17 protein-coding genes are annotated in these 17,566 nt (G+C 66.8%); 5 read left to right on the top strand and 12 right to left on the bottom strand.

Features of this window, described 5'->3' with window-relative positions; all coding sequences use genetic code 11:
* Positions 1-78: 78 nt before the first annotated feature.
* Both OG741_RS17590 and OG741_RS17585 read right to left on the bottom strand, forming a co-directional pair.
* Positions 79-1,332, bottom strand: a complete 1,254-nt coding sequence (locus tag OG741_RS17590; protein WP_405598942.1) for a PucR family transcriptional regulator — start codon at positions 1,330-1,332, stop codon at positions 79-81.
* 194 nt (positions 1,333-1,526) lie between these two features.
* Positions 1,527-1,853 (bottom strand): hypothetical protein, encoded by a 327-nt coding sequence (locus OG741_RS17585; RefSeq protein WP_405598940.1) that lies wholly within the window; start codon positions 1,851-1,853, stop codon positions 1,527-1,529.
* Positions 1,854-1,948: 95 nt separating this feature from the next.
* Between OG741_RS17585 and OG741_RS17580 the strand changes: the two genes are divergently transcribed.
* From OG741_RS17580 to OG741_RS17570, 3 genes are read left to right on the top strand one after another with little or no spacing between them, the layout of a single operon-like run.
* Complete coding sequence (locus OG741_RS17580) at positions 1,949-2,773, top strand: LLM class F420-dependent oxidoreductase (protein WP_405598937.1); 825 nt, start codon at positions 1,949-1,951, stop codon at positions 2,771-2,773.
* Between the two features lie 40 nt (positions 2,774-2,813).
* Positions 2,814-3,275 (top strand): prevent-host-death family protein, encoded by a 462-nt coding sequence (locus tag OG741_RS17575; protein ID WP_405598935.1) that lies wholly within the window; start codon positions 2,814-2,816, stop codon positions 3,273-3,275.
* Positions 3,272-3,625: a hypothetical protein gene (locus OG741_RS17570; protein ID WP_405598933.1), complete on the top strand. Its 354-nt coding sequence runs from the start codon at positions 3,272-3,274 to the stop codon at positions 3,623-3,625. The genes OG741_RS17575 and OG741_RS17570 overlap by 4 nt, the downstream gene beginning before the upstream one ends.
* A 90-nt stretch (positions 3,626-3,715) precedes the next feature.
* Here OG741_RS17570 and OG741_RS17565 read toward each other — a convergent pair whose 3' ends face one another.
* The 3 genes from OG741_RS17565 to OG741_RS17555 all read right to left on the bottom strand — a co-directional run bounded on the left by OG741_RS17565 (position 3,716) and on the right by OG741_RS17555 (position 5,879).
* Entirely contained in the window at positions 3,716-4,546 is an 831-nt protein-coding gene (locus tag OG741_RS17565) for a hypothetical protein (protein ID WP_405598931.1), read from the bottom strand.
* 287 nt (positions 4,547-4,833) lie between these two features.
* Positions 4,834-5,028 carry a DUF397 domain-containing protein gene (locus OG741_RS17560; RefSeq protein ID WP_405598928.1) on the bottom strand — a complete coding sequence of 65 codons (195 nt, stop codon included), beginning with the start codon at positions 5,026-5,028 and terminating at the stop codon, positions 4,834-4,836.
* Positions 5,025-5,879, bottom strand: a complete 855-nt coding sequence (locus tag OG741_RS17555) for a Scr1 family TA system antitoxin-like transcriptional regulator (RefSeq protein WP_405598926.1) — start codon at positions 5,877-5,879, stop codon at positions 5,025-5,027. The genes OG741_RS17560 and OG741_RS17555 overlap by 4 nt, the downstream gene beginning before the upstream one ends.
* Before the next feature lie 124 nt (positions 5,880-6,003).
* On the opposite strand from OG741_RS17555, the gene OG741_RS17550 reads away from it, so the two are divergent.
* Complete coding sequence (locus OG741_RS17550) at positions 6,004-6,420, top strand: ATP-binding protein (protein ID WP_405598924.1); 417 nt, start codon at positions 6,004-6,006, stop codon at positions 6,418-6,420.
* Positions 6,421-6,426: 6 nt separating this feature from the next.
* Here the strand turns inward: OG741_RS17550 and OG741_RS17545 are convergent, their stop codons facing one another.
* From OG741_RS17545 to OG741_RS17515, 7 genes are all read right to left on the bottom strand, one after another.
* On the bottom strand, positions 6,427-6,933 hold the full coding sequence (locus OG741_RS17545) for a hypothetical protein (RefSeq protein ID WP_405598921.1): 507 nt from the start codon (positions 6,931-6,933) through the stop codon (positions 6,427-6,429).
* A gap of 326 nt (positions 6,934-7,259) precedes the next feature.
* Positions 7,260-7,748 carry a hypothetical protein gene (locus tag OG741_RS17540; protein WP_405598918.1) on the bottom strand — a complete coding sequence of 163 codons (489 nt, stop codon included), beginning with the start codon at positions 7,746-7,748 and terminating at the stop codon, positions 7,260-7,262.
* Positions 7,749-7,941: 193 nt separating this feature from the next.
* On the bottom strand, positions 7,942-8,322 hold the full coding sequence (locus OG741_RS17535; RefSeq protein WP_405598915.1) for a hypothetical protein: 381 nt from the start codon (positions 8,320-8,322) through the stop codon (positions 7,942-7,944).
* Positions 8,323-8,326: 4 nt separating this feature from the next.
* A complete protein-coding gene (locus OG741_RS17530; protein WP_405598913.1) occupies positions 8,327-12,922 on the bottom strand; it encodes a putative T7SS-secreted protein in 4,596 nt (1,531 codons plus the stop codon).
* On the bottom strand, positions 12,922-13,569 hold the full coding sequence (locus OG741_RS17525; RefSeq protein ID WP_405598911.1) for a hypothetical protein: 648 nt from the start codon (positions 13,567-13,569) through the stop codon (positions 12,922-12,924). Before OG741_RS17525 ends, OG741_RS17530 begins: the two co-directional genes overlap by 1 nt.
* Positions 13,566-14,075, bottom strand: a complete 510-nt coding sequence (locus OG741_RS17520; RefSeq protein WP_405605623.1) for an SseB family protein — start codon at positions 14,073-14,075, stop codon at positions 13,566-13,568. The genes OG741_RS17525 and OG741_RS17520 overlap by 4 nt, the downstream gene beginning before the upstream one ends.
* Before the next feature lie 74 nt (positions 14,076-14,149).
* Complete coding sequence (locus OG741_RS17515) at positions 14,150-14,821, bottom strand: hypothetical protein (RefSeq protein ID WP_405598909.1); 672 nt, start codon at positions 14,819-14,821, stop codon at positions 14,150-14,152.
* 151 nt (positions 14,822-14,972) lie between these two features.
* Between OG741_RS17515 and OG741_RS17510 the strand changes: the two genes are divergently transcribed.
* Positions 14,973-17,564 carry a bifunctional FO biosynthesis protein CofGH gene (locus OG741_RS17510; protein ID WP_405598906.1) on the top strand — a complete coding sequence of 864 codons (2,592 nt, stop codon included), beginning with the start codon at positions 14,973-14,975 and terminating at the stop codon, positions 17,562-17,564.
* The last annotated feature ends 2 nt before the right edge of the window (positions 17,565-17,566 follow it).

Here is a 17,566-nt window from a genome sequence, read left to right as displayed (position 1 = left end):
AAACGGCGCGTCGACACGCTGGACACGCGCCGTTCACCACTCCCAATGCCGCTACGAGATCAGTGTGCTGATGCCCATTCACGCGCCCATTTGCTCGAAGCCCGCGCCGAGCGCGGAAGCCGGTCCGAACAGGCGGTGGGCGTCGAGCGCGAGGGTGAGTTGCACCAGATCGCGCGGGCGGGACAGCACCAGGCCGGTGAGCTGCTCGAAGCGGCGCAGGCGGTTGAGCACGGTGTTGCGATGGCAGTACATGTGCCGGGCGGCCTGCGCGGCGGAGCCGCCGTTCTCGATCCAGACACGGAGGGTGTCGAACAGCGTGTCGCGGTCGGCGGGTTCCAGGTCGTACAGAGGCCGCAGCACCATGTGGGCCAGTTCGGCGGACAGGTCGGGCCGCGAGATCAGCAGCCCGTCGGGGAGGCGGGCGTCGAGCCGGGCGATCTCGCCGTCCGCGCGGCAGGTGCCGAGGGCGAGTCCGGCCATGTCACGCGCTCGGGGCAGGCTGTCCAGTCCCTGGACGACAGGGCTGATTCCGATACGGAGCCCCGGACCGGCTTCCAGTCCGGACACGAGCGTGTCCAGGGGGCTATCGCCCAGGTGGGCGACGAGCACATCGCCCTGCGCGCAGGTGTGGCGCAGGATCCGGACACCGCGGATCTCCGGGACGCCTTCCGGGGTGCGGCCGTACGGCGGTGTGGCTCGCACCACCGCCACCGCGAACCGTCCGTCGAGCGGCAGATCGAGGATCCCCGCCGCGTCCCCGGTGAAAGCGGGTTCGTTGCGGCTCTCCAGCAGCGCGGCGAGGATCAGCCGGACTCGTTCCCCGTGCCGGCTGGCGAAGCCCTTGGCGACCTGGCGGTAGGCGTCCGCGACCATGACGGCGTCGCGGTCGTTGCTCTTCCACACCAGCTCGGCCACATGCACCAACTGCCGCGCGTCGCCGATTTCGTCCCGCTCCACCACGCCGACGATCCCGCTCCAGACCCCCGAGCCGGCGACCCGGTAGGCGTGCAGCACCTCGTCGAGGGGGCGGCCCTGTTCGGCGCGCCGTATGCCGAGCTCTCTCGTGAACCGCTCGATGTCGGCGATCCTGCCCGGATCCAGCGTGGCTTCCAGCGCGTGGCGGATGCCGGTGTCCACGCACATGCGCACGTCGGGGGGCGCGAGTACGGGGTCGGCGTAGTACGGCACCTCGGTGCGGATCTTGTCGACCACGGTGTCGGTGAATTCCGTGCCGCGCCCGAGCAGGCTCCGGCAGGCATGGTCGAAGAGTTCGAGAGGCGACGTGTCCGCGAGAGCGGGGACGGAGAGAACGGAGACGGGACTGGTGTGCATGGGCCCTCCAGCAGCGCGGAGATCAACCGCCGACGTCGGACGCCGGCGCCACCCGTACAGGAAGGCATCATGCTAAGCGGTCGGTCAGCCCAGGACGAGGATTAGGCCAAATCGTGATGATTCCGTGCGACGGGGCCTGCCCGGACGGTCGTCCGAGCAGGGCCCGTGAGTCCCTGGCCACTGGTCCCTGGTCGCTAGTCGCTGGTGCGATTCCGCCGCATGAGCAGCATCGCGAGGAGGACGAGCACCGCGATGCCGATGATCAGGCCGATGACCAGACCGGCCGAGAGGCCGCTCTTCTTCTTTTTCTTCTTCTTGCTCTTCTTGCGGTCCTTGCTGACGGTGCTGACCGTGCTGGTGGTCGACGTCTTCGCCACGGCCGCACCGGCTTCGGGTGCCGCTGTGGTGATCTGCTGGGTGACGGCGGCGGTGGGTGCGTACGCCGCCGAGGCGGCAGGTGCCCCGGCCAGCAATGCTCCCGACAGCACAAGTGCGGTGGTGGCGACGCGCAGGCGCATCATGAAGTGGATCCTCCCCGTTGATGCCGGGCTCTCGGCATGGGGCACCGTACGGCATACGTTTGGACGGTCACCAGAGACGACACGGAAGGTTCCGTATGCGGATCTCGACCACGATCTTCCTCACGGACGAGACGATCACGCCGGTACGGCTGGCGCGCGAGCTGGAGGAGCGCGGATTCGGCGGGCTCTATCTGCCGGAGCACACCCACATCCCGGTGGAACGCACGACCCCGTACCCCGCAGGCGGCGAACTGCCGCCCGAGTACGGCCGCACGCTCGACCCGTTCGTGGCCCTCGGCCAGGCGGCAGCGGTCACCTCGCAGCTCGGCCTCGGCACGGGCATCACGCTCGTCGCCCAGCACGACCCGATCGCCCTGGCCAAGCAGATCGCCACCCTCGACCATCTGTCGGGCGGCCGCTTCACGCTGGGCCTCGGCTTCGGCTGGAACCGGGAAGAGGCCGCGGACCACGGCGTGGAATGGACGACGCGCCGCGAACTGACCCAGGACCGGATGGCACTGATGCGCGCGCTGTGGGCGGCCGAACCGACCGCGCACAAGGGCGAGTTCAGCTCCGTACGGGCGTCCTACGCGTACCCAAAGCCGCTGAGCGGCCCGCGCACCCTGATCGGCGGAGCGGCGGGGCCGAAGCTCTTCGCGCACATCGCGGACTACGCGGACGGCTGGCTCCCGATCGGCGGCCGGGGCCTGTCCCAGTCGCTCCCGGTGCTACGGGACGTGTGGTCGGCTGCGGGCCGGGACCCGGAGAAGCTTCAGGTGGTCCCGTACGCGGTCCTGCCGACGCCGGGGAAACTGGCGCACTACGCGGAACTGGGCGTGGAGGAGGTGGTGCTGCAGTTGCCCCCGGCGGGGGAGACGGAGGTACTGCGGGTGCTGGACGAGTTTGGGCAGTACCTGTGAACGATTGACTTCGGAATACGTTCCGAAGTATCGTCGGGTCATGCTGATGCCCACGGTCACGTTCTCCGAGCTCTCCAAGAATTCGAAGCATGTCGCCGAGAAGCTCGACAAGGCTCACCGGCTCCACATCACGCGCCGGGACGGCGAGGACCTGTACCTCACGACGGCCCGGCACGACCGCGAGCGCGAGGAGACCGCCGACATCACGGCTCGGCTCTTCGCCGCGCTGATGGGCTCCGACGGCGGCGCGCGGGCCATATTGCTTGCGCTGCCGTCGGTCTTCCCCTGGGTGCGCCACCTGACGGACGACGAGGTACGGGAATTCGTGCGCGAACTCGTCGACGCGACGCACGACGCCGTCCATTTGGACGTCCACGCCAATCTCCACCGGGTCATCGTCGAATGGCGTGCGACAGCTCGGGTTCTGGCCGACCCCGAGCTGACCAAGCAGCTCACCCGCCGACTGCCGGACGAGGACCATGGCGAGGTGGTCGCGCCGTGACCCCCAAACGCGGCGACGATGTCGCCCCGCCGACGGTCGGCGAGGAATGGTGCTTACGGTTCGCGACGAACGAGGCAGCCAAGGGATGGGGCGAGCTGGGCGGGGAGGCGCCGGGAAACACGAGGCGCTGTTTCGAGGCACTGCGCAGCAACCCTGTGTCGCAGGCCGACCCGGATCGGCAACACCGGCTGCGTGGACGCCTGGCGACCGGAAACCTCGGCGGCCGAGAGTATCCCCAGTGGGAGTACGAAGTGACGTCGGGAGGCCGCGTCCGCTACCTCGTGGATGAGCCGCGCCGCATAGTCCATCTGGTCTACGCGTCGACGCGGCACCCGAAGGACACCGAGTAGCTGTCGGCCCCGGCCCGGAATTGGACGGGCTGCTTGCCGTGCAGGCAGTCTCCGTAGCTGCCGACCGCGCCGGGCGCCGCCCTGCGCCGGTCAGTTGATGGGCTGCCGTACTTCGCCGCGCACCTTCAGAGTCCGCTGCGCGGTCGCGTTGAGGTCGACACCTTCGGGGTCCTGCTTGGCAGCGGCCGGGGTGAGGAAGGCGACGTAGGCCGCCGTGTTGTCGTCACCCCAGGCGCACACCGGGACGGTGGAAGTCCCGTCCTTGTCCGTGGAAAGCATGACCGTGCAGGTCATGTCGACATCCGAACCGGGCGGCGTGATGGTCTTCCGCGGGTTGGGTTCGTCCATCCCGTCGGCTTTTCTCATGCCGTCGAGCAGACTCTCGCGCGGCTGGGCCGGATCGTTGAACTGCCCGTACATGCCTGTGAGTACGAGGCCGCGCGGGGCGTCGGTGGCGGTACCGGTGTACGAGCCGATGACCGCCTTCACATTGTGGGCGTCCGGACCGGCTCCGTAACCCTTCTTCTGAGCATCGGCGTCGGCTTCCGCCGACCCGTCCTTGACCAGCTTGTACTCGTTGGCCAGGAGGGTCTTCGGGACCGTGAGCCGGTACTTGGCCTCGGGAAACGTCTTGGCGGGGCGCTCGGAGTTGCTGCCCAGGTTGCCGATGTAGGAAAGGGCGAAAAGCAGGGCCATCGCCCCGAGAGTGATACCGACGATCAGCCAGGCGTGATTCTTGCGCTGCGGCGGCCCGGCCGGCGGATGTCCCCACCCACCCGGCCCCGGCTGCCCGGGGTATCCCTGCGGCCCCGGGTATCCCTGCTGCGGATAGGGCGGGTGCGGGTAGGGCTGCTGAGCGTAGGGGTTGGGCTGCGGAGGTCCGTACGGACCGGGGGATTGGTGGGGAGGTGGCATGGTCATGGCTAAACGATAGGTGACCTACGGTAGCGGTCTTCCGTCGCCCTGGAGGGGTTCGTGTTGCAGCTTCCGCCGACGGGGATGTCGGAGGCACTGCGGGTGCTGGACGAGTACCCGCAGTACGTGGAGCCCCTCGGTGCCTGAACCGTCGGCGCCCCGGCACGCGGATGCCCGTAGGCCGGAACGAGGGCGGCTGCGGAAACGGCAGCGAGCAGGATGATCCATGGCGTCTTCATGGCACCCGAGCCTGTCCAGGCACGGGTGGGTCACGGGGGAGACACGCGTGCGGGCTAATCCAGAGGGAGCAGCGCGGGGTGCGCCAGGAAGGCGGACCAGGTGGTGGGGGTGACGGCGAGGTGGGGGCCGTCGGCGACCTTGGAGTCCCGGACGTGGATGGTGGCGGGGGTGGTGGCGACCTCGACGCACGCGCCGCCTTCGCCGCTGCTGTAGCTGCTCTTGTACCAGTTGAGCTCAGTGGTGTTCATCGTTCTCCCAGCATCTTCTCGACCAGGGACAGCGACTCCCGTGGGGTGAGAGCCTGCGCCCGGATAATCCCATAGCGCTCGGTGAAGACGCGGACCTCTTCCGGATCGGTGATCAACCGGGGGTGTCCGTAGATCTCTGTATACGCGACCTGTTGCCGCCCCTTGGGCGTCAGCAGGATGAACGCGCCATCCAGGCTCGGGTGTTCCTCGCGATCCAAAGGCATCACCTGAAGCTCTACGGTCCGCAACCGCCCGACGCGCAGCAGTCGACGCAACTGGTTCTCATGAACGGTGCGCCCACCGATCGGCCGCTTCAGTACGGCCTCCTCCAACACGAAGCTGAAAGTCGGCGCGGGCCATCGTTCAAAGATCTGCTGTCGGGCCAGCCGGTCGACCACGCGCTTTTCGATGGTCTCTTCGTCAAGCAGCGGCCGCCGCTGGGTGAAGATGGCTCGCGCGTACTCCTCGGTCTGAAGCAGCCCAGGCACGGCCTGGTTGCTGTAGTCGTGAAGCGCGACAGCCTCCGCCTCCGCCCGGGCGTAATCCCGGAACCAGTCCGGATGCCGGGTCCGCGCCTTTGCCTGAGCCTCCCGTACGTCCTCCACCGCCGCCTTGAGCACACCCCCGGCCGACAACAACTCATCGGCCCGCACCAGGAAATCGGGCTGCGGCGTCCGCACGCCCCGCTCCATCGCGGAGATCAGATCCTCCCCGCAATGGGCAGCAACCCCGAGCTCGCGCTGGCTCATCGAGGCGTTCTCCCGCAGCACCTTGATCTGCTTACCCAGAGCGCTGAAGAGATGCGCCGTCCCGTCCACTTCAGCCGGCCGCTCCGGCCGTTCTTCCGTCATGCCGTACCGCCTTCTCGGGTCACGACCGACGTTCCGCACAGCCCGCCGTCCGTACCCGTACAGTTACCCAGAGTCGCGATCAACCTCCTGGTCAGGGTACGGGGAACCGGTCACGCTCGGTGACATGAAATCCGAAATCGCCACCCCCACGGCTGAGTTCACCCAGCGCCTCAGCGCCACCCGCCGGGGCGCCCGCGTGGCCCGCCACCTCGCTGTCCACCAACTCGACGGCTGGGGCATCCCCTACGGCAGCGACCTCTCCGACTCAGCCGCCCTGATCGTCGCCGAGCTGACGGCAAACGCGGTCACCCACGCCCGTGTCCAGGGCCGCGACTTCGAACTGCGCCTCACGCTCTGGCCGCTGACGCTCCGCATCGAGGTCTCGGACGCCCGAGGCGACCGCGAACCGATCCCCAGGCCGCCAACCCCAGACGAGGAGACGGGCCGCGGCCTGCTCCTGGTCGACGCGCTGGCCACGAAGTGGGGTACGGCCGACCGCATCGTCGGCAAGACGGTCTGGGCGGAACTGCCGTTGCCATGAGCCGACCTACTGCATCGGAGCGGCGGCCCACATGCTGACGCTCCACACATCTCCGTGTCCCAGCGACCGCCTGCGCGCTTCGCGGTCGTCGTTCACAATGACGGACACATTCACGTCCGCCACGGCTGCGCAGTACTCCAGGAACCCACCTTGGTCGGTGACCTTCATGGCTGGAGCCTCCGGCGTCTGGGAGAGCGCGTCCCGCAATTCATCCCAGGCGAGGTACTCCGGGAAGTCGACCCGCATGCTCTTGCACCACGTCTCGGCCATGGCGGGCCCGGAAGCCAGCCTGTGTAGCTCGATGGAGCAGTTGGCCATCACCCATTCCGGCCCCGGGTTGAACGAGAACTCGAAGAATCCGTAGTCCCGGCGCAGCGACAGACCTCCGCTGTCGACCACGTCCACGAAGCTGGCATCGATCGCCCGGTCAACCTCACTCAGGGTGGAGCCGATCCCCAGCCCGTGCAGCCGCCCCGTGGTGATGAACGAGACGAGAAATGGAATCGCCTTCACGATCAGCTCTCCAGCGCTTCGATGGTTTCCCACGCCAGGGGCGCAGGGAATGATGGCCCGTTCTCGCTACTCGGCGGACGAGGCGAGATAAACCCTGGAGCGAGACAGGGGCGCGGCATCGGCGTGAAATGAGATGTCTTCTTCGGTGCTGTCGATGAACACCGTGAGATCGCAAAAGTATGCCCGACCCATGCAAGCCCGCCGACGCACGTTGCTATGCAGATACCTCTGGACTCAGTCGACTCTCCGACGGAATGGATCTGAATCCTGCTATCCGGCTTCACGCGTCCAGTCCCGGCCAAGGACAGGAGCGGCTGACGTAGCACTCAATTCCACAAACTGCGATCTTCGAGCGACAGCTCGATGATTGCCTCATTCTGCACGTTCTCGAGATTGCGAATATAGGATGCAACGTTCGGATCGTTGGTGCAAAAAGTGACGTTCGCAGTCATCGTGTCGTCGTTGCTTCCGCCCAGGGAGAGCGATACGTACGCTCTGACTTCCTGGTCCCCAAAGGTCTTGCTGGCCTCGGCGAGGGCGCTAAAGCCATAAGAGAGACATCTTTTGAGAAGGGTTCCGGTCCGTTCTGGTCCGGTTGACGGAAGATCATAGTCGATCATTCCTCGACCATTTATCGATGTTTCTTCCTGGAGCACATCGAAGTAGGGTGAGGCGAAATCTGGGATAAGGTCTGTGAGTACCCGGGCGCCATTGGGTGTGTAGGACCACCCCTCTCTCATGACTTCCAGGAACATGGGTGGAATATCTTCATCTTTGAGGTCCGCGACTGGAAATTCCTGGAGAAGTTCGGACATCCTTTGGTTCATGCGCATCGCTATCCCTCGCCGAGAGCAGCGAGTCCCTTTCTGATTGCTCCGGTGAATCCAGGTGTGCCGCCCATTGCGCCACCTCGCGGTCCACCAACTCGACGGCCGGGGCATCCCCTACAGCAGCGACATCTCCGCGGCAGCCACGTTCCCGCCTGACTGCCCGTGACTTGGGGAGGCGTCAAATCGTGTAGGGATATAGCAAGACGTTCGACGTGGTGAATTCAACCGAATCGCCGATGGACGCTTCTGTGGTGTCAGCCGCGACCTCGACGAGTACGATGTCCCGATGGATGCGCAGTGCGACTACGGCGTCATCACCCACAGACTGAACGGAGCCGCGAAGGGTCACCTCGCGCCGCGAGTACTCTCCTGCAATTAGATCAGGTCCGGTGGTCAGGGCCCATGAGGTGACTACGTCTGGGACTTCGAGTTCGACGTCGTATGCTCCAGCTTCGGGTTCCATTGAGCTGTGCCAGCAACCCCATGCCGATCCAGCAGGACTATCGAAGGTGACGACTTTTGCTTGGGGGTCCAGGACTTCGGTAATTTGAATTCTCACGCGCTCACTTCAATCCTAGCGGGACTCGCACCATCGTATTGTCAACTATCCACGTGTTCGACGGGGAAATGAAGGTCCACGACTCTTTGTGGAAGTGGAATTTTGTGGGCTTGCTATTCATTTCGTGATCGCCTAGGCGGATACTTCGCGTGCCGTCGGCGGAAACCAGCCTATTGGGATCCAGTTGACCAGTTCGGGGGTGAATGTTGGTGTAGGGGCCATCACCGAGAAATTTCTCCCATTCGTCTATCACCTGGTGAGGCTTTAGGGGCTTCGGGGCAACGACCTCTGGTGTATTGATTACCGTTTCCGGCGGAAAGCAGGGTGCCAGACCGAGCGGATCAGTCCAGGTGTGAGGGTTGTGGACGTACGTTGCCGGATTAGGGTCAGGTGTTAGACCCAGTGGGTCCGCCGTGAGGTAGCGGGCTGTTCCAGGTTCATAGTGGCGGTGGAAGTTGTAGTGGAGTCCGGTCTCCGGGTCGAAGTATTGGCCCGGGAACCGTAGTGGGGTATACGCCGTGCTTGTGGTTGCCCAGGTCGTCGTACCCCACAGTGTGCTTCGAGTTTGCCATGCGAGTGCGCCCGACTCGTCGATGAGTTCGCTGGGGGTTCCGACCAGGTCGGTGACAATCGAGAAGAAGCGCTCGTCGATGGACTGCTGTGGGGCGTCCGCGGCGAGGATTCGTTCTGTCTGGGCAATTGGTTGCAGACGGTTGTAATCCCATGTGAGCGCGACCGGGTTAGGGAGTGTCTCGCTCTCGGTGGTCTGTTCGCAAAGAGTTGCGCCGACCCAGGTGAAGGAGACGTTCTCCAGAATCGTCTGGCCGTCATCGGCGAGCCGCTGTTTGGTAATTCGGCGGCCCAGTGGGTCGTACCGGTACCGCCACACGGCGCCATCCGGCGTGGTCACGCAAGTGAGTCGGTCTTCCGCGTCCCATTCGTAGAACCACCTGTCGGGCTTGCGCGAGAGACGGGTCTTCTGGCGCAGCACGATCCGGCCCTGTGCGTCGTGTTCGTAGCGGACGCGTCCGGCGCGGTTGATTTGCGTGCCTGTGTAGGTGCGCGCACCGCTGGCCTCTTGGCCTGGATGGGAAGCCGGCCAGGAGGCCTCGGTCTGGTTGCCAGCCGCGTCGTACGCGTATCTCTCCGTCCAATTAGCTGCATGGACCGCAGTAACCCGTCCCGCTGCGTCCAGGTCGAAGGTGCTCACGCCGGACAGCTCGTCCTCGACGCCGACTAGATGGCCGTCGGCTCTATAGGTGTAGGCGCGGCGTTGAAGATCGCGGCCCTGGCTGATGACGTGTTGGTCGGTCACGCGGCCCATCGCGTCGAACCCGTGCCGAAGTGTGACCCCCTCGCCGAAGCAGCGGGCGAGTTCCCGGCCCACGGCGTCGTGTTCGAAGGTGAGAGTGCGGCCCGATGTCGTGAGCTCAGTGCGGTTGCCCGCTGCGTCGTACGCCCACGTGCTCACGGCCCCGGTCGGCGTTGCTCTGCCTGTTCGGCGGCCAAGGACGTCGTAGTCAAACTGGAGCTTGCGCCCATTCACGGTCTCGGACCTCAAGCGTCCGAACCGGTCGCGGAGCCGGACCAAGGTCGCGTCCGGACTGGTTGCTGCGGCGAGCTCGTCGAAGATGTCGTACTCGAAGGTGGTGATAGCGCCTTCCGCGTCCTTGCGGATCACCCGGCCGACCTCGTCGTGCTCAAACCGGACGGTCTGGCCGAGCCCGTTCGTCCGAGACGTCAGGCGGCTTGCCTCGTCGTGGGTGTATGAGAGCGTGCGACCGTCAAAGTCCGTCTCTGATATGAGCCGCCCGGCCGCGTCGTACTCGTAGTCCCAGGTCAGCCCTTGCGGATTAGCGACTCGTATCAGCTGGAGATTGGTGTCGTGGTCAAACTCGTAGCGCGCACCGTCCGGCCCGGCACGGGCCACGAGCAGGTCGAAGTCTGTGTACTCGAAAGTTGAGACACCGCCCAAGGCATCGGTGTGCGACAGACAGTTGCCCTCGCCGTCGTACACCCAGGACTGCTCGCTCCCGTCCGCGTCGATACGCCTGGAGACCTTGCCCTCCACGGTCCACTCGAATCGCGTTATCGAGCCGAGTGCATCTGTGATGGTGACCGGGCGGCCGAACGCGTCGCGTTCGTACCGAGTCGTCGCACCTAGAGGGTCAGTCATCTCCAGAAGGAGTCCCGCCCTGTCACAACGCACGATAGTGCTGTGGCCCAGAGCGTCCGTGGCCGACGTCAGGTGCCCCACCTGGTCGTACGAGAAGCGTGTTGTCGCACCCGAAGCATCCGTGACCGACATGCGGTTACCGCGCTCGTCGTACGTCTGGCGCGTGACTGTCCCGTCCGCGCGCCTAACGCGTACTGGCATTCCCAGCTTGTTGTAATCGACGCACAGCTCCCGCCCGTCCGGGCGCACCTCTGTGGTCAGACGGCCCGATTCGTCATATGTGGAACGGCTGATGTGGCCGAGCGGGTCGGTCACCGACAGCAGCCGGTTGTTGCGGTCGCGCTCGAACTGCGTCACTGCGCCCGTCGCGTCGATCTCCGCGACAACCTGGGCACGTTCGTTGACAAGGAACCGTTTGGTGTGGCCGAGGCCGTCGGTCATGGACGTCAGGCGCAGGCCCGTGGCCGGGTCGGTGTCGTCCCAGGTGAAGCGCGACTCGACGTGGCCGTTGGTGCCGGTCTGGTACACGCAGCGATCAAGGTCGTCGTAGACGTAGTCGTAGCGGCTGCCGTTGGTGTCCGTCCATGACGTGATGCGACCGTGCTCGTCGCATCCGAACCGCAGGGGACGGCCGCAGGAGTTGGTGACCTTGGTGAGGTGGCCGTCGGTGTAGTCGTAGCGCAGGATCTCCTGGTCGCTGCCGTCCGAGGCCGCGCCCGCCAGGTGCAGAGCGGTGACTCTGCCCTCGCTGGTGGTGAGTTTCAGGTGATACCCGCCGTGGTGGACGATCGCGGTCGGGGCCCCGGCTTCGTCGTACTCGAAGGTGATCCAGCGGCCGTTACGGTCGTCGATCTGGGCCAGGAGCGCCAGTTCGGCGGTGTGGTCGACGAAATGCCAGACCTGGCCGCTCTCGGGGTCCGTGACGGTGTAGCCGTCGGCTACCCGGTCCAGGGGCCAGCGGCGGCCGTGCGTAGGCATGACGGGGACACCGGGCGCAGGATGCGGATACGCCAGCAGGCTGCCCTCGTCACAGCTGAACACCACGCCCTCGGAGTCGATCTCCAGGCGCTGGTCCACCGTGCTCGACCACGTCGGGCCGAACCAGCCGCCGACGCGGTACGAGGAGTCGAATGTACGCCGGAACACCATGGGCAGTGAGGCCGGCAGCGCGATGTCCGTCTGCGGCAGGAGCATCCGCCCGGTCGCGACATCAACGGGGTCGCCGTCACACTTCGTCTCGCTGCACTTCTTGCCGCTGCTGTCCGGGTCCTTGTCGTGGCCGTGGCGGCCCTTGCCCTTGAAAGTGTCCTTGAGACCTGTCCTGAGGCCGGTCCGCAGGACCCCCGTGCCTTTGGTGCCGAGGAGTTCGGGGACGAGGCGGCCCAGGAACTCCGACGGGTCGCCCTTCGCCGCGTCCCACGCGTTCTTCAGCGCACGGTCCGGGTTGGCCACAGTGGACGCCAGCCCCGCCAGCGTCGTGTTGAGGCCCTTCCAGTACTCGGCCGGGTGGGTCAGGTTGTACGCGTCGATCGGGTTGACCGAGCGGACGAAGTTGACCAGGCCCGCCGTGCCCTTGACGATTCCGCCACCGAAATGGGCCAGTTCGATGCTCTGGCCCAGGGCGTAGTCCAACCCCTCGAGCTTCAGCTTCTCGCGGCCGGTGGGTTCCTTCGGGGCGTGGGCCATCGCGGCCGTGACCGCCTTCTTGGCGATCTCCGCGGCTTCGTTGCGGTGGCTGCGCGCCTCTTTGAGGATCTCCTGTGCGCGCTCCCGCTTGGCCGTGCCGGGGTCGGAGAATTCACCGGGCTTGGGCAGCGGGTTGTCGCCATTGCGGGCGGCGTTGTACGCGTCGACCTTCTTGTTGTGCGCGTCCACTGCCGTCTTGGAGGACTCGTCGCCCTCCTTGTACAGGGCGATCGCTTCCTTCGCCTTGCCCTGCGCGCTGGTGATCGACTTGGAGTACGTCTCCAGCGCCTTCGCGGCGTCCTCGAACGCGTCCGTGGCGTGGAGCCAGTCGGTGGGCAGCGTCTGGAACTTCTCGCGGAACGCCTCGGCCGCCTCGCCCTTCCACTGGCTGGAGTCGAGCCTCTTCATCCCTGCGCCGACCAGGCCGAACGCCATCTGGAAGTCCCGCAGGTTCTTCACCGTCTCGGCGATCTTCCCGGGGTTGCCGTGGATCAGTTCATTGGCTTCCTCGGTCTGGCCGAGCTGCTGCTCACCGACTTCCGCGCCGAGCGAGGAGGCGGTCCGGTCTCCCCAGTCCTCGACCGCGTCCGCCATCGCGTGATGGCCGGCGTGATCAAGACCTTCACCGATCTTGTCGGTGGTCCAGTCGACGCCCTCGCCGACCTTCTCCTTGGCCTTGTCGACCCCCTTGTCGACAAGATCGATACCCTTGTCGGCCCACTTCCCCCAGTCCGGCATCAGCGGTGCTCCCCCCACCGCGGCTGTTCAGCCTGATCGACCGTCGCTTGATCCGGATCGAACGTCTCGCGCAGCTGCTCGTCCATCTTCTCCCGCACCTTCGGGTCGATGATTCCCGAGCGCTCCATCGAGTCCATCTGCGCGTCCATGACGTCGTATCCGGTGTTCTTCCAGGTCTGGTTGACCTCTTTCTGGGCCTCGGAGAAGGACTCGAAGCTCCAGTCCGCTCCGTCGAGCGGCGTCTGGGTGCTGATCTTGTCCCAGCTCATGCCCTTGACCTCGTCCTCGCTCAAGTGCGGGTTCCCGTTGACGGAGTTCACCCCGATCTTGATCGAGTCCTTGACGTACTGCTCCTGCTCCGCCATTGCACCGGCCGACAGACCCACACCCTGCGCAAAGCCGTTCCCTCGGTTGGTCAGCGCCCGAACGCCCCATTCCCAGCGGTCACAGAACGTCTGGAACTCCGCCGCCAGTCCGCCGTGCCCCAACTCCAGCCCCGACAGCGCCAGATCCGAGAAGCCCCGCCCGGTCGACGCCTCGCCGATCATGCCGAGCTCCTTCAACTCGGCATGAGCCAAGTTGATGCCCATCGCAATGACGGCCAAGGCCACTGGCGGCGCCGCAAGATCAGGATCGCTTCCGGTCATTCCGTCCCCCCGAGATCAATCGCCACCGCGTCCGGCACGATGCCCTGGACCGGCGGGAACAACATGCCTTCGTCGCTGCCCGCGTCGAGCGCCACGCCTGCGGGTCCCGGCACCATCGGCACCATCACGTCCAGCAGCCGTGCGCCCAGGATCGTTTGGTATGTCCACTCACGCTCGGCCTCGCCCTGTGCCCGTGCGAACCGTGCCAGCGCCTCCTCGTCCGAGAACGCGCAGATCCACCGGACTCCGCCCTGGTCGGCCGTCCACAGGCTGCCGTACGCGTCGAACGGCACCAGTACCGCGGTGCGCCGGAATTCCCCCAGCAACACCGCAAACTCACGGCGAGCTGCAGCGAGTTGTTCGTCAGCAGAGATCTCAGGCGTTGCCTTCGCAGGCTCCGCAGCAGGCCCCGAAGCCGCCGCCACTGGAATCGTCGTTGAGTCAGCCAGATCAGCCAGCCTCGAACGCCGCTCCGGCTCAGATGTACCGCCCCCGTCATTGGTCACACGCGCCATGCTGACACGATCCGATTCTCACAAGCAACGCCGTTAAGTGGTCATTTGGGAAAGTATCCGGGCACTTATCGAAGCTCCGGCGGCTGTACTTCCTCCACTGAGCCACCGTCCTTCTCCCCGGCCGGGTCGTGCGCGCACGGCACCGTGCTGCCCCCCTTGAACCTCTGCGTACTCGCCCTCCAGCTGAAATTGAGCCTCTCGTCCCCCGCATGCCCGTCCCGCTTCGCCCGCAGCCACCACTCCCGGTCGGACGCGAGCTCCCGGTACTCCGTGATGTCCCAGCCCGTCTCCCTCAGATGGTCATGCAGCCGCCGCAGGCCCGGCACCGCCTCCCGCTCCGGCACCTGGCCCAGTTCCCAGTTGTGCGACAGCCGGTACGCGCCGGCCACCGGCTCGTCGGCCATGCCCTCCAGGCCACCCGGGTAGCAGTCAGCCGTGGAGAAGGAGTTCTCCGTGCCCAGCCCGGGCTCCACCACTCCCGGCGGCACGGCACGGTCGAAGCCCAGCACCTCGTACGCCTCTTGAGACAGACCCGCCGCCCGGTCGCCCATGGCCTCGGGAGTGGCGCGGGGGTAGTCCTCCGGCGTCGCCTGCTCCACCTGGTACGTGACGAACAGGCCGGCAATGAGAAGCACCGGCGTCACCAGCGCCGCGATGAGGATCCACCAGGCCACGCCCAGCGCCCTGCGGACAACCGGCATGGCCGGGGATTCGGTGAGGTCGGACAGTTCGTTCATGGGGCCTGACGCTATGCACCGGCCGGGAGCCGCGCATGCGTGCTGAACCCCACGAGCCCTGGGCGCAGGTACTCAGGGCGCACGCACTCAGGGCGCAGGCCGAATCTGTGCCCAGGGTCGGCCTGTCAGCCCGCGCTCGTATGCTCGATCCATGACGGATCACCAGCACGGACGGCCCGGACGCCCCACCGAGAACGCCATGCGCCGCGCCCTCAGGCGAGCCAGGGACGGGGTGGCGCTGGATGTCGCCGAGGCTGCCGTGCTGTTGCAGGCTCGCGGGGACGACCTCGTCGATCTGTGTGCCTCCGCCGCGCGCGTGCGGGACGCCGGGCTGGAGGCCGCGGGCCGCCCCGGGGTGATCACGTACTCGAAGAGCGTGTTCATTCCGCTCACCCGGCTGTGCCGCGACAAGTGCCACTACTGCACCTTCGCGACCGTGCCGGGGAAGCTGCGCCGGGCCGGGCACGGGATGTTCATGTCGCCCGACGAGGTCCTGGACATCGCCCGGCGTGGAGCCGAACTGGGCTGCAAGGAAGCGCTGATCACCCTCGGCGACAAGCCCGAGGACCGCTGGCCCGAGGCGCGGGAGTGGCTGGAGGCAGAGGGGTACGACGACACCATCGCCTACGTACGGGCCATGGCGATCCGCATCCTGGAGGAGACCGGGCTGCTGCCGCATCTCAACCCGGGCGTCATGACCTGGACGGACTTCCAGCGGCTGAAGCCCGTCGCCCCGAGCATGGGCATGATGCTGGAGACCACGGCGACGCGGCTGTGGAGCGAGCCCGGCGGGCCGCACTACGGGTCGCCCGACAAGGAGCCCGCCGTCCGGCTGCGGGTGCTGGAGGATGCCGGGCGCAGTTCCGTGCCGTTCACGAGCGGGCTGTTGATCGGGATCGGCGAGACGTACGAGGAGCGCGCCGATTCGCTGTTCGCGCTGCGGCGCGTCGCCCGCGCGTATCACGGCATCCAGGAACTGATCATGCAGAACTTCCGCGCCAAGCCGGACACGGCGATGCGCGGGATGCCGGACGCGGAGCTGGACGAGCTGGTCGCGACCGTCGCCGTGGCCCGGCACATCATGGGGCCCTCCGCCTGTCTGCAGGCGCCGCCCAACCTGGTGGCGGGCGAGTATGCGCGGCTCATCGAGGCGGGCATCGACGACTGGGGCGGGGTCTCGCCGCTGACGCCGGACCATGTGAACCCCGAGCGGCCGTGGCCGCAGATCGACGAGCTGGCCGAGCGTTCGGCGGCGGCGGGCTTCCGGCTCGAAGAACGCCTGTGCGTCTACCCGGAGTTCGTGCAGCGCGGCGAGCCCTGGCTCGACCCGCGTCTGCTGCCGCACGTCCGCGCGCTCGCCGATCCGGAGACCGGGCTGGCGAACGCGGACGCCCCCGTCGTGGGACGCGCGTGGCAGGAGCCCGACGAAGGCTTCGCCTCCACCGGGCGCACCGATCTGCACCGGACGATCGACACGGAAGGCCGGACCGCCGACCGGCGTGACGACTTCGACGAGGTGTACGGGGACTGGGAGGCGCTGCGCGAGGCCGCCGTGCCCGGCATGGTGCCCTCCCGCATCGATGCGGACGTCAAGACAGCCCTCAAGCAGGCCGCCGACGATCCGACCCGGCTCACCGACGACGAAGCCCTCGCCCTCCTGCACGCCGACGGGCCCGCGCTGGACGCGCTGACGGGCATCGCCGACGAGCTCCGCAGATCCGTCGTCGGCGACGACGTCACGTACATCGTCACGCGGAACATCAACTTCACCAACGTCTGCTACACCGGCTGCCGCTTCTGCGCCTTCGCCCAGCGGCGTACCGACGCCGACGCCTACACGCTCTCGCTCGACCAGGTCGCCGACCGTGCCGAGCAGGCCTGGGAGGTCGGCGCCGTCGAGGTGTGCATGCAGGGCGGCATCCACCCCGACCTGCCGGGCACGGCGTACTTCGACATCGCCCGGGCGGTGAAGGCCAGAGTTCCCGGCATGCATGTGCATGCTTTCTCGCCGATGGAGGTCGTCAACGGCGCGACCCGCACCGGGATGTCGATCCGGGAATGGCTCACCGCCGCCAAGGAAGCCGGGCTCGACTCGATCCCCGGGACCGCCGCGGAGATCCTGGACGACGAGGTCCGCTGGATCCTCACCAAGGGCAAGCTGCCCACCGCCACCTGGATCGAGGTCGTCACCACGGCGCATGAGCTGGGCATCCGGTCCTCATCGACCATGATGTACGGGCATGTGGACCAGCCCCGGCACTGGCTCGGGCATCTGCGCACCCTCGCCCGTATCCAGCAGGAGACGGGAGGCTTCACGGAGTTCGTGACGCTGCCCTTCATCCACACGAACGCGCCCGTCTATCTCGCGGGGATCGCGCGGCCGGGCCCGACCGCGCGCGACAACCGTGCCGTCACCGCCATGGCCCGGCTGCTGCTCCACCCCCACATCACCAACATCCAGACCAGCTGGGTGAAGCTGGGTGCCGAGGGCGCGGCCGAGATGCTCCGCTCCGGGGCCAACGACCTCGGCGGCACGCTGATGGAGGAGACCATCTCCCGTATGGCGGGCTCCAGTTACGGCTCGTACCGCTCCATCAAGGACCTCGTCGCCATCGCCGAGGCGGCAGGGCGGCAGGCGAAGCCGCGTACGACGCTGTACGGCGAGGTGGCGGACGAGCGCATGCGGGCCGCGACCGCGTCCGACGGACATCTGCCCGAGCTGCTGCCGGTGCTGCCAGACTGATC

Origin of the sequence: Streptomyces sp. NBC_01410 (assembly GCF_045040195.1) — a bacterium.
GTDB lineage: Bacteria > Actinomycetota > Actinomycetes > Streptomycetales > Streptomycetaceae > Streptomyces.
The sequence above is the reverse complement of the archived record's forward strand: the minus strand, read 5'-3'. Positions and strand labels throughout refer to the sequence as shown.

Coding starts and splice junctions, on each gene's coding strand:
- OG741_RS17510 (WP_405598906.1), top strand. CDS start 14,973: ATGACGGATCACCAGCACGGACGGCCCGGACGCCCCACCGAGAACGCC.
- OG741_RS17525 (WP_405598911.1), bottom strand. CDS start 13,569: ATGACCGGAAGCGATCCTGATCTTGCGGCGCCGCCAGTGGCCTTGGCC.
- OG741_RS17550 (WP_405598924.1), top strand. CDS start 6,004: ATGAAATCCGAAATCGCCACCCCCACGGCTGAGTTCACCCAGCGCCTC.
- OG741_RS17555 (WP_405598926.1), bottom strand. CDS start 5,879: ATGACGGAAGAACGGCCGGAGCGGCCGGCTGAAGTGGACGGGACGGCG.
- OG741_RS17515 (WP_405598909.1), bottom strand. CDS start 14,821: ATGAACGAACTGTCCGACCTCACCGAATCCCCGGCCATGCCGGTTGTC.
- OG741_RS17565 (WP_405598931.1), bottom strand. CDS start 4,546: ATGACCATGCCACCTCCCCACCAATCCCCCGGTCCGTACGGACCTCCG.
- OG741_RS17580 (WP_405598937.1), top strand. CDS start 1,949: ATGCGGATCTCGACCACGATCTTCCTCACGGACGAGACGATCACGCCG.
- OG741_RS17560 (WP_405598928.1), bottom strand. CDS start 5,028: ATGAACACCACTGAGCTCAACTGGTACAAGAGCAGCTACAGCAGCGGC.
- OG741_RS17585 (WP_405598940.1), bottom strand. CDS start 1,853: ATGATGCGCCTGCGCGTCGCCACCACCGCACTTGTGCTGTCGGGAGCA.
- OG741_RS17530 (WP_405598913.1), bottom strand. CDS start 12,922: ATGCCGGACTGGGGGAAGTGGGCCGACAAGGGTATCGATCTTGTCGAC.
- OG741_RS17540 (WP_405598918.1), bottom strand. CDS start 7,748: ATGTCCGAACTTCTCCAGGAATTTCCAGTCGCGGACCTCAAAGATGAA.
- OG741_RS17575 (WP_405598935.1), top strand. CDS start 2,814: ATGCTGATGCCCACGGTCACGTTCTCCGAGCTCTCCAAGAATTCGAAG.
- OG741_RS17590 (WP_405598942.1), bottom strand. CDS start 1,332: ATGCACACCAGTCCCGTCTCCGTTCTCTCCGTCCCCGCTCTCGCGGAC.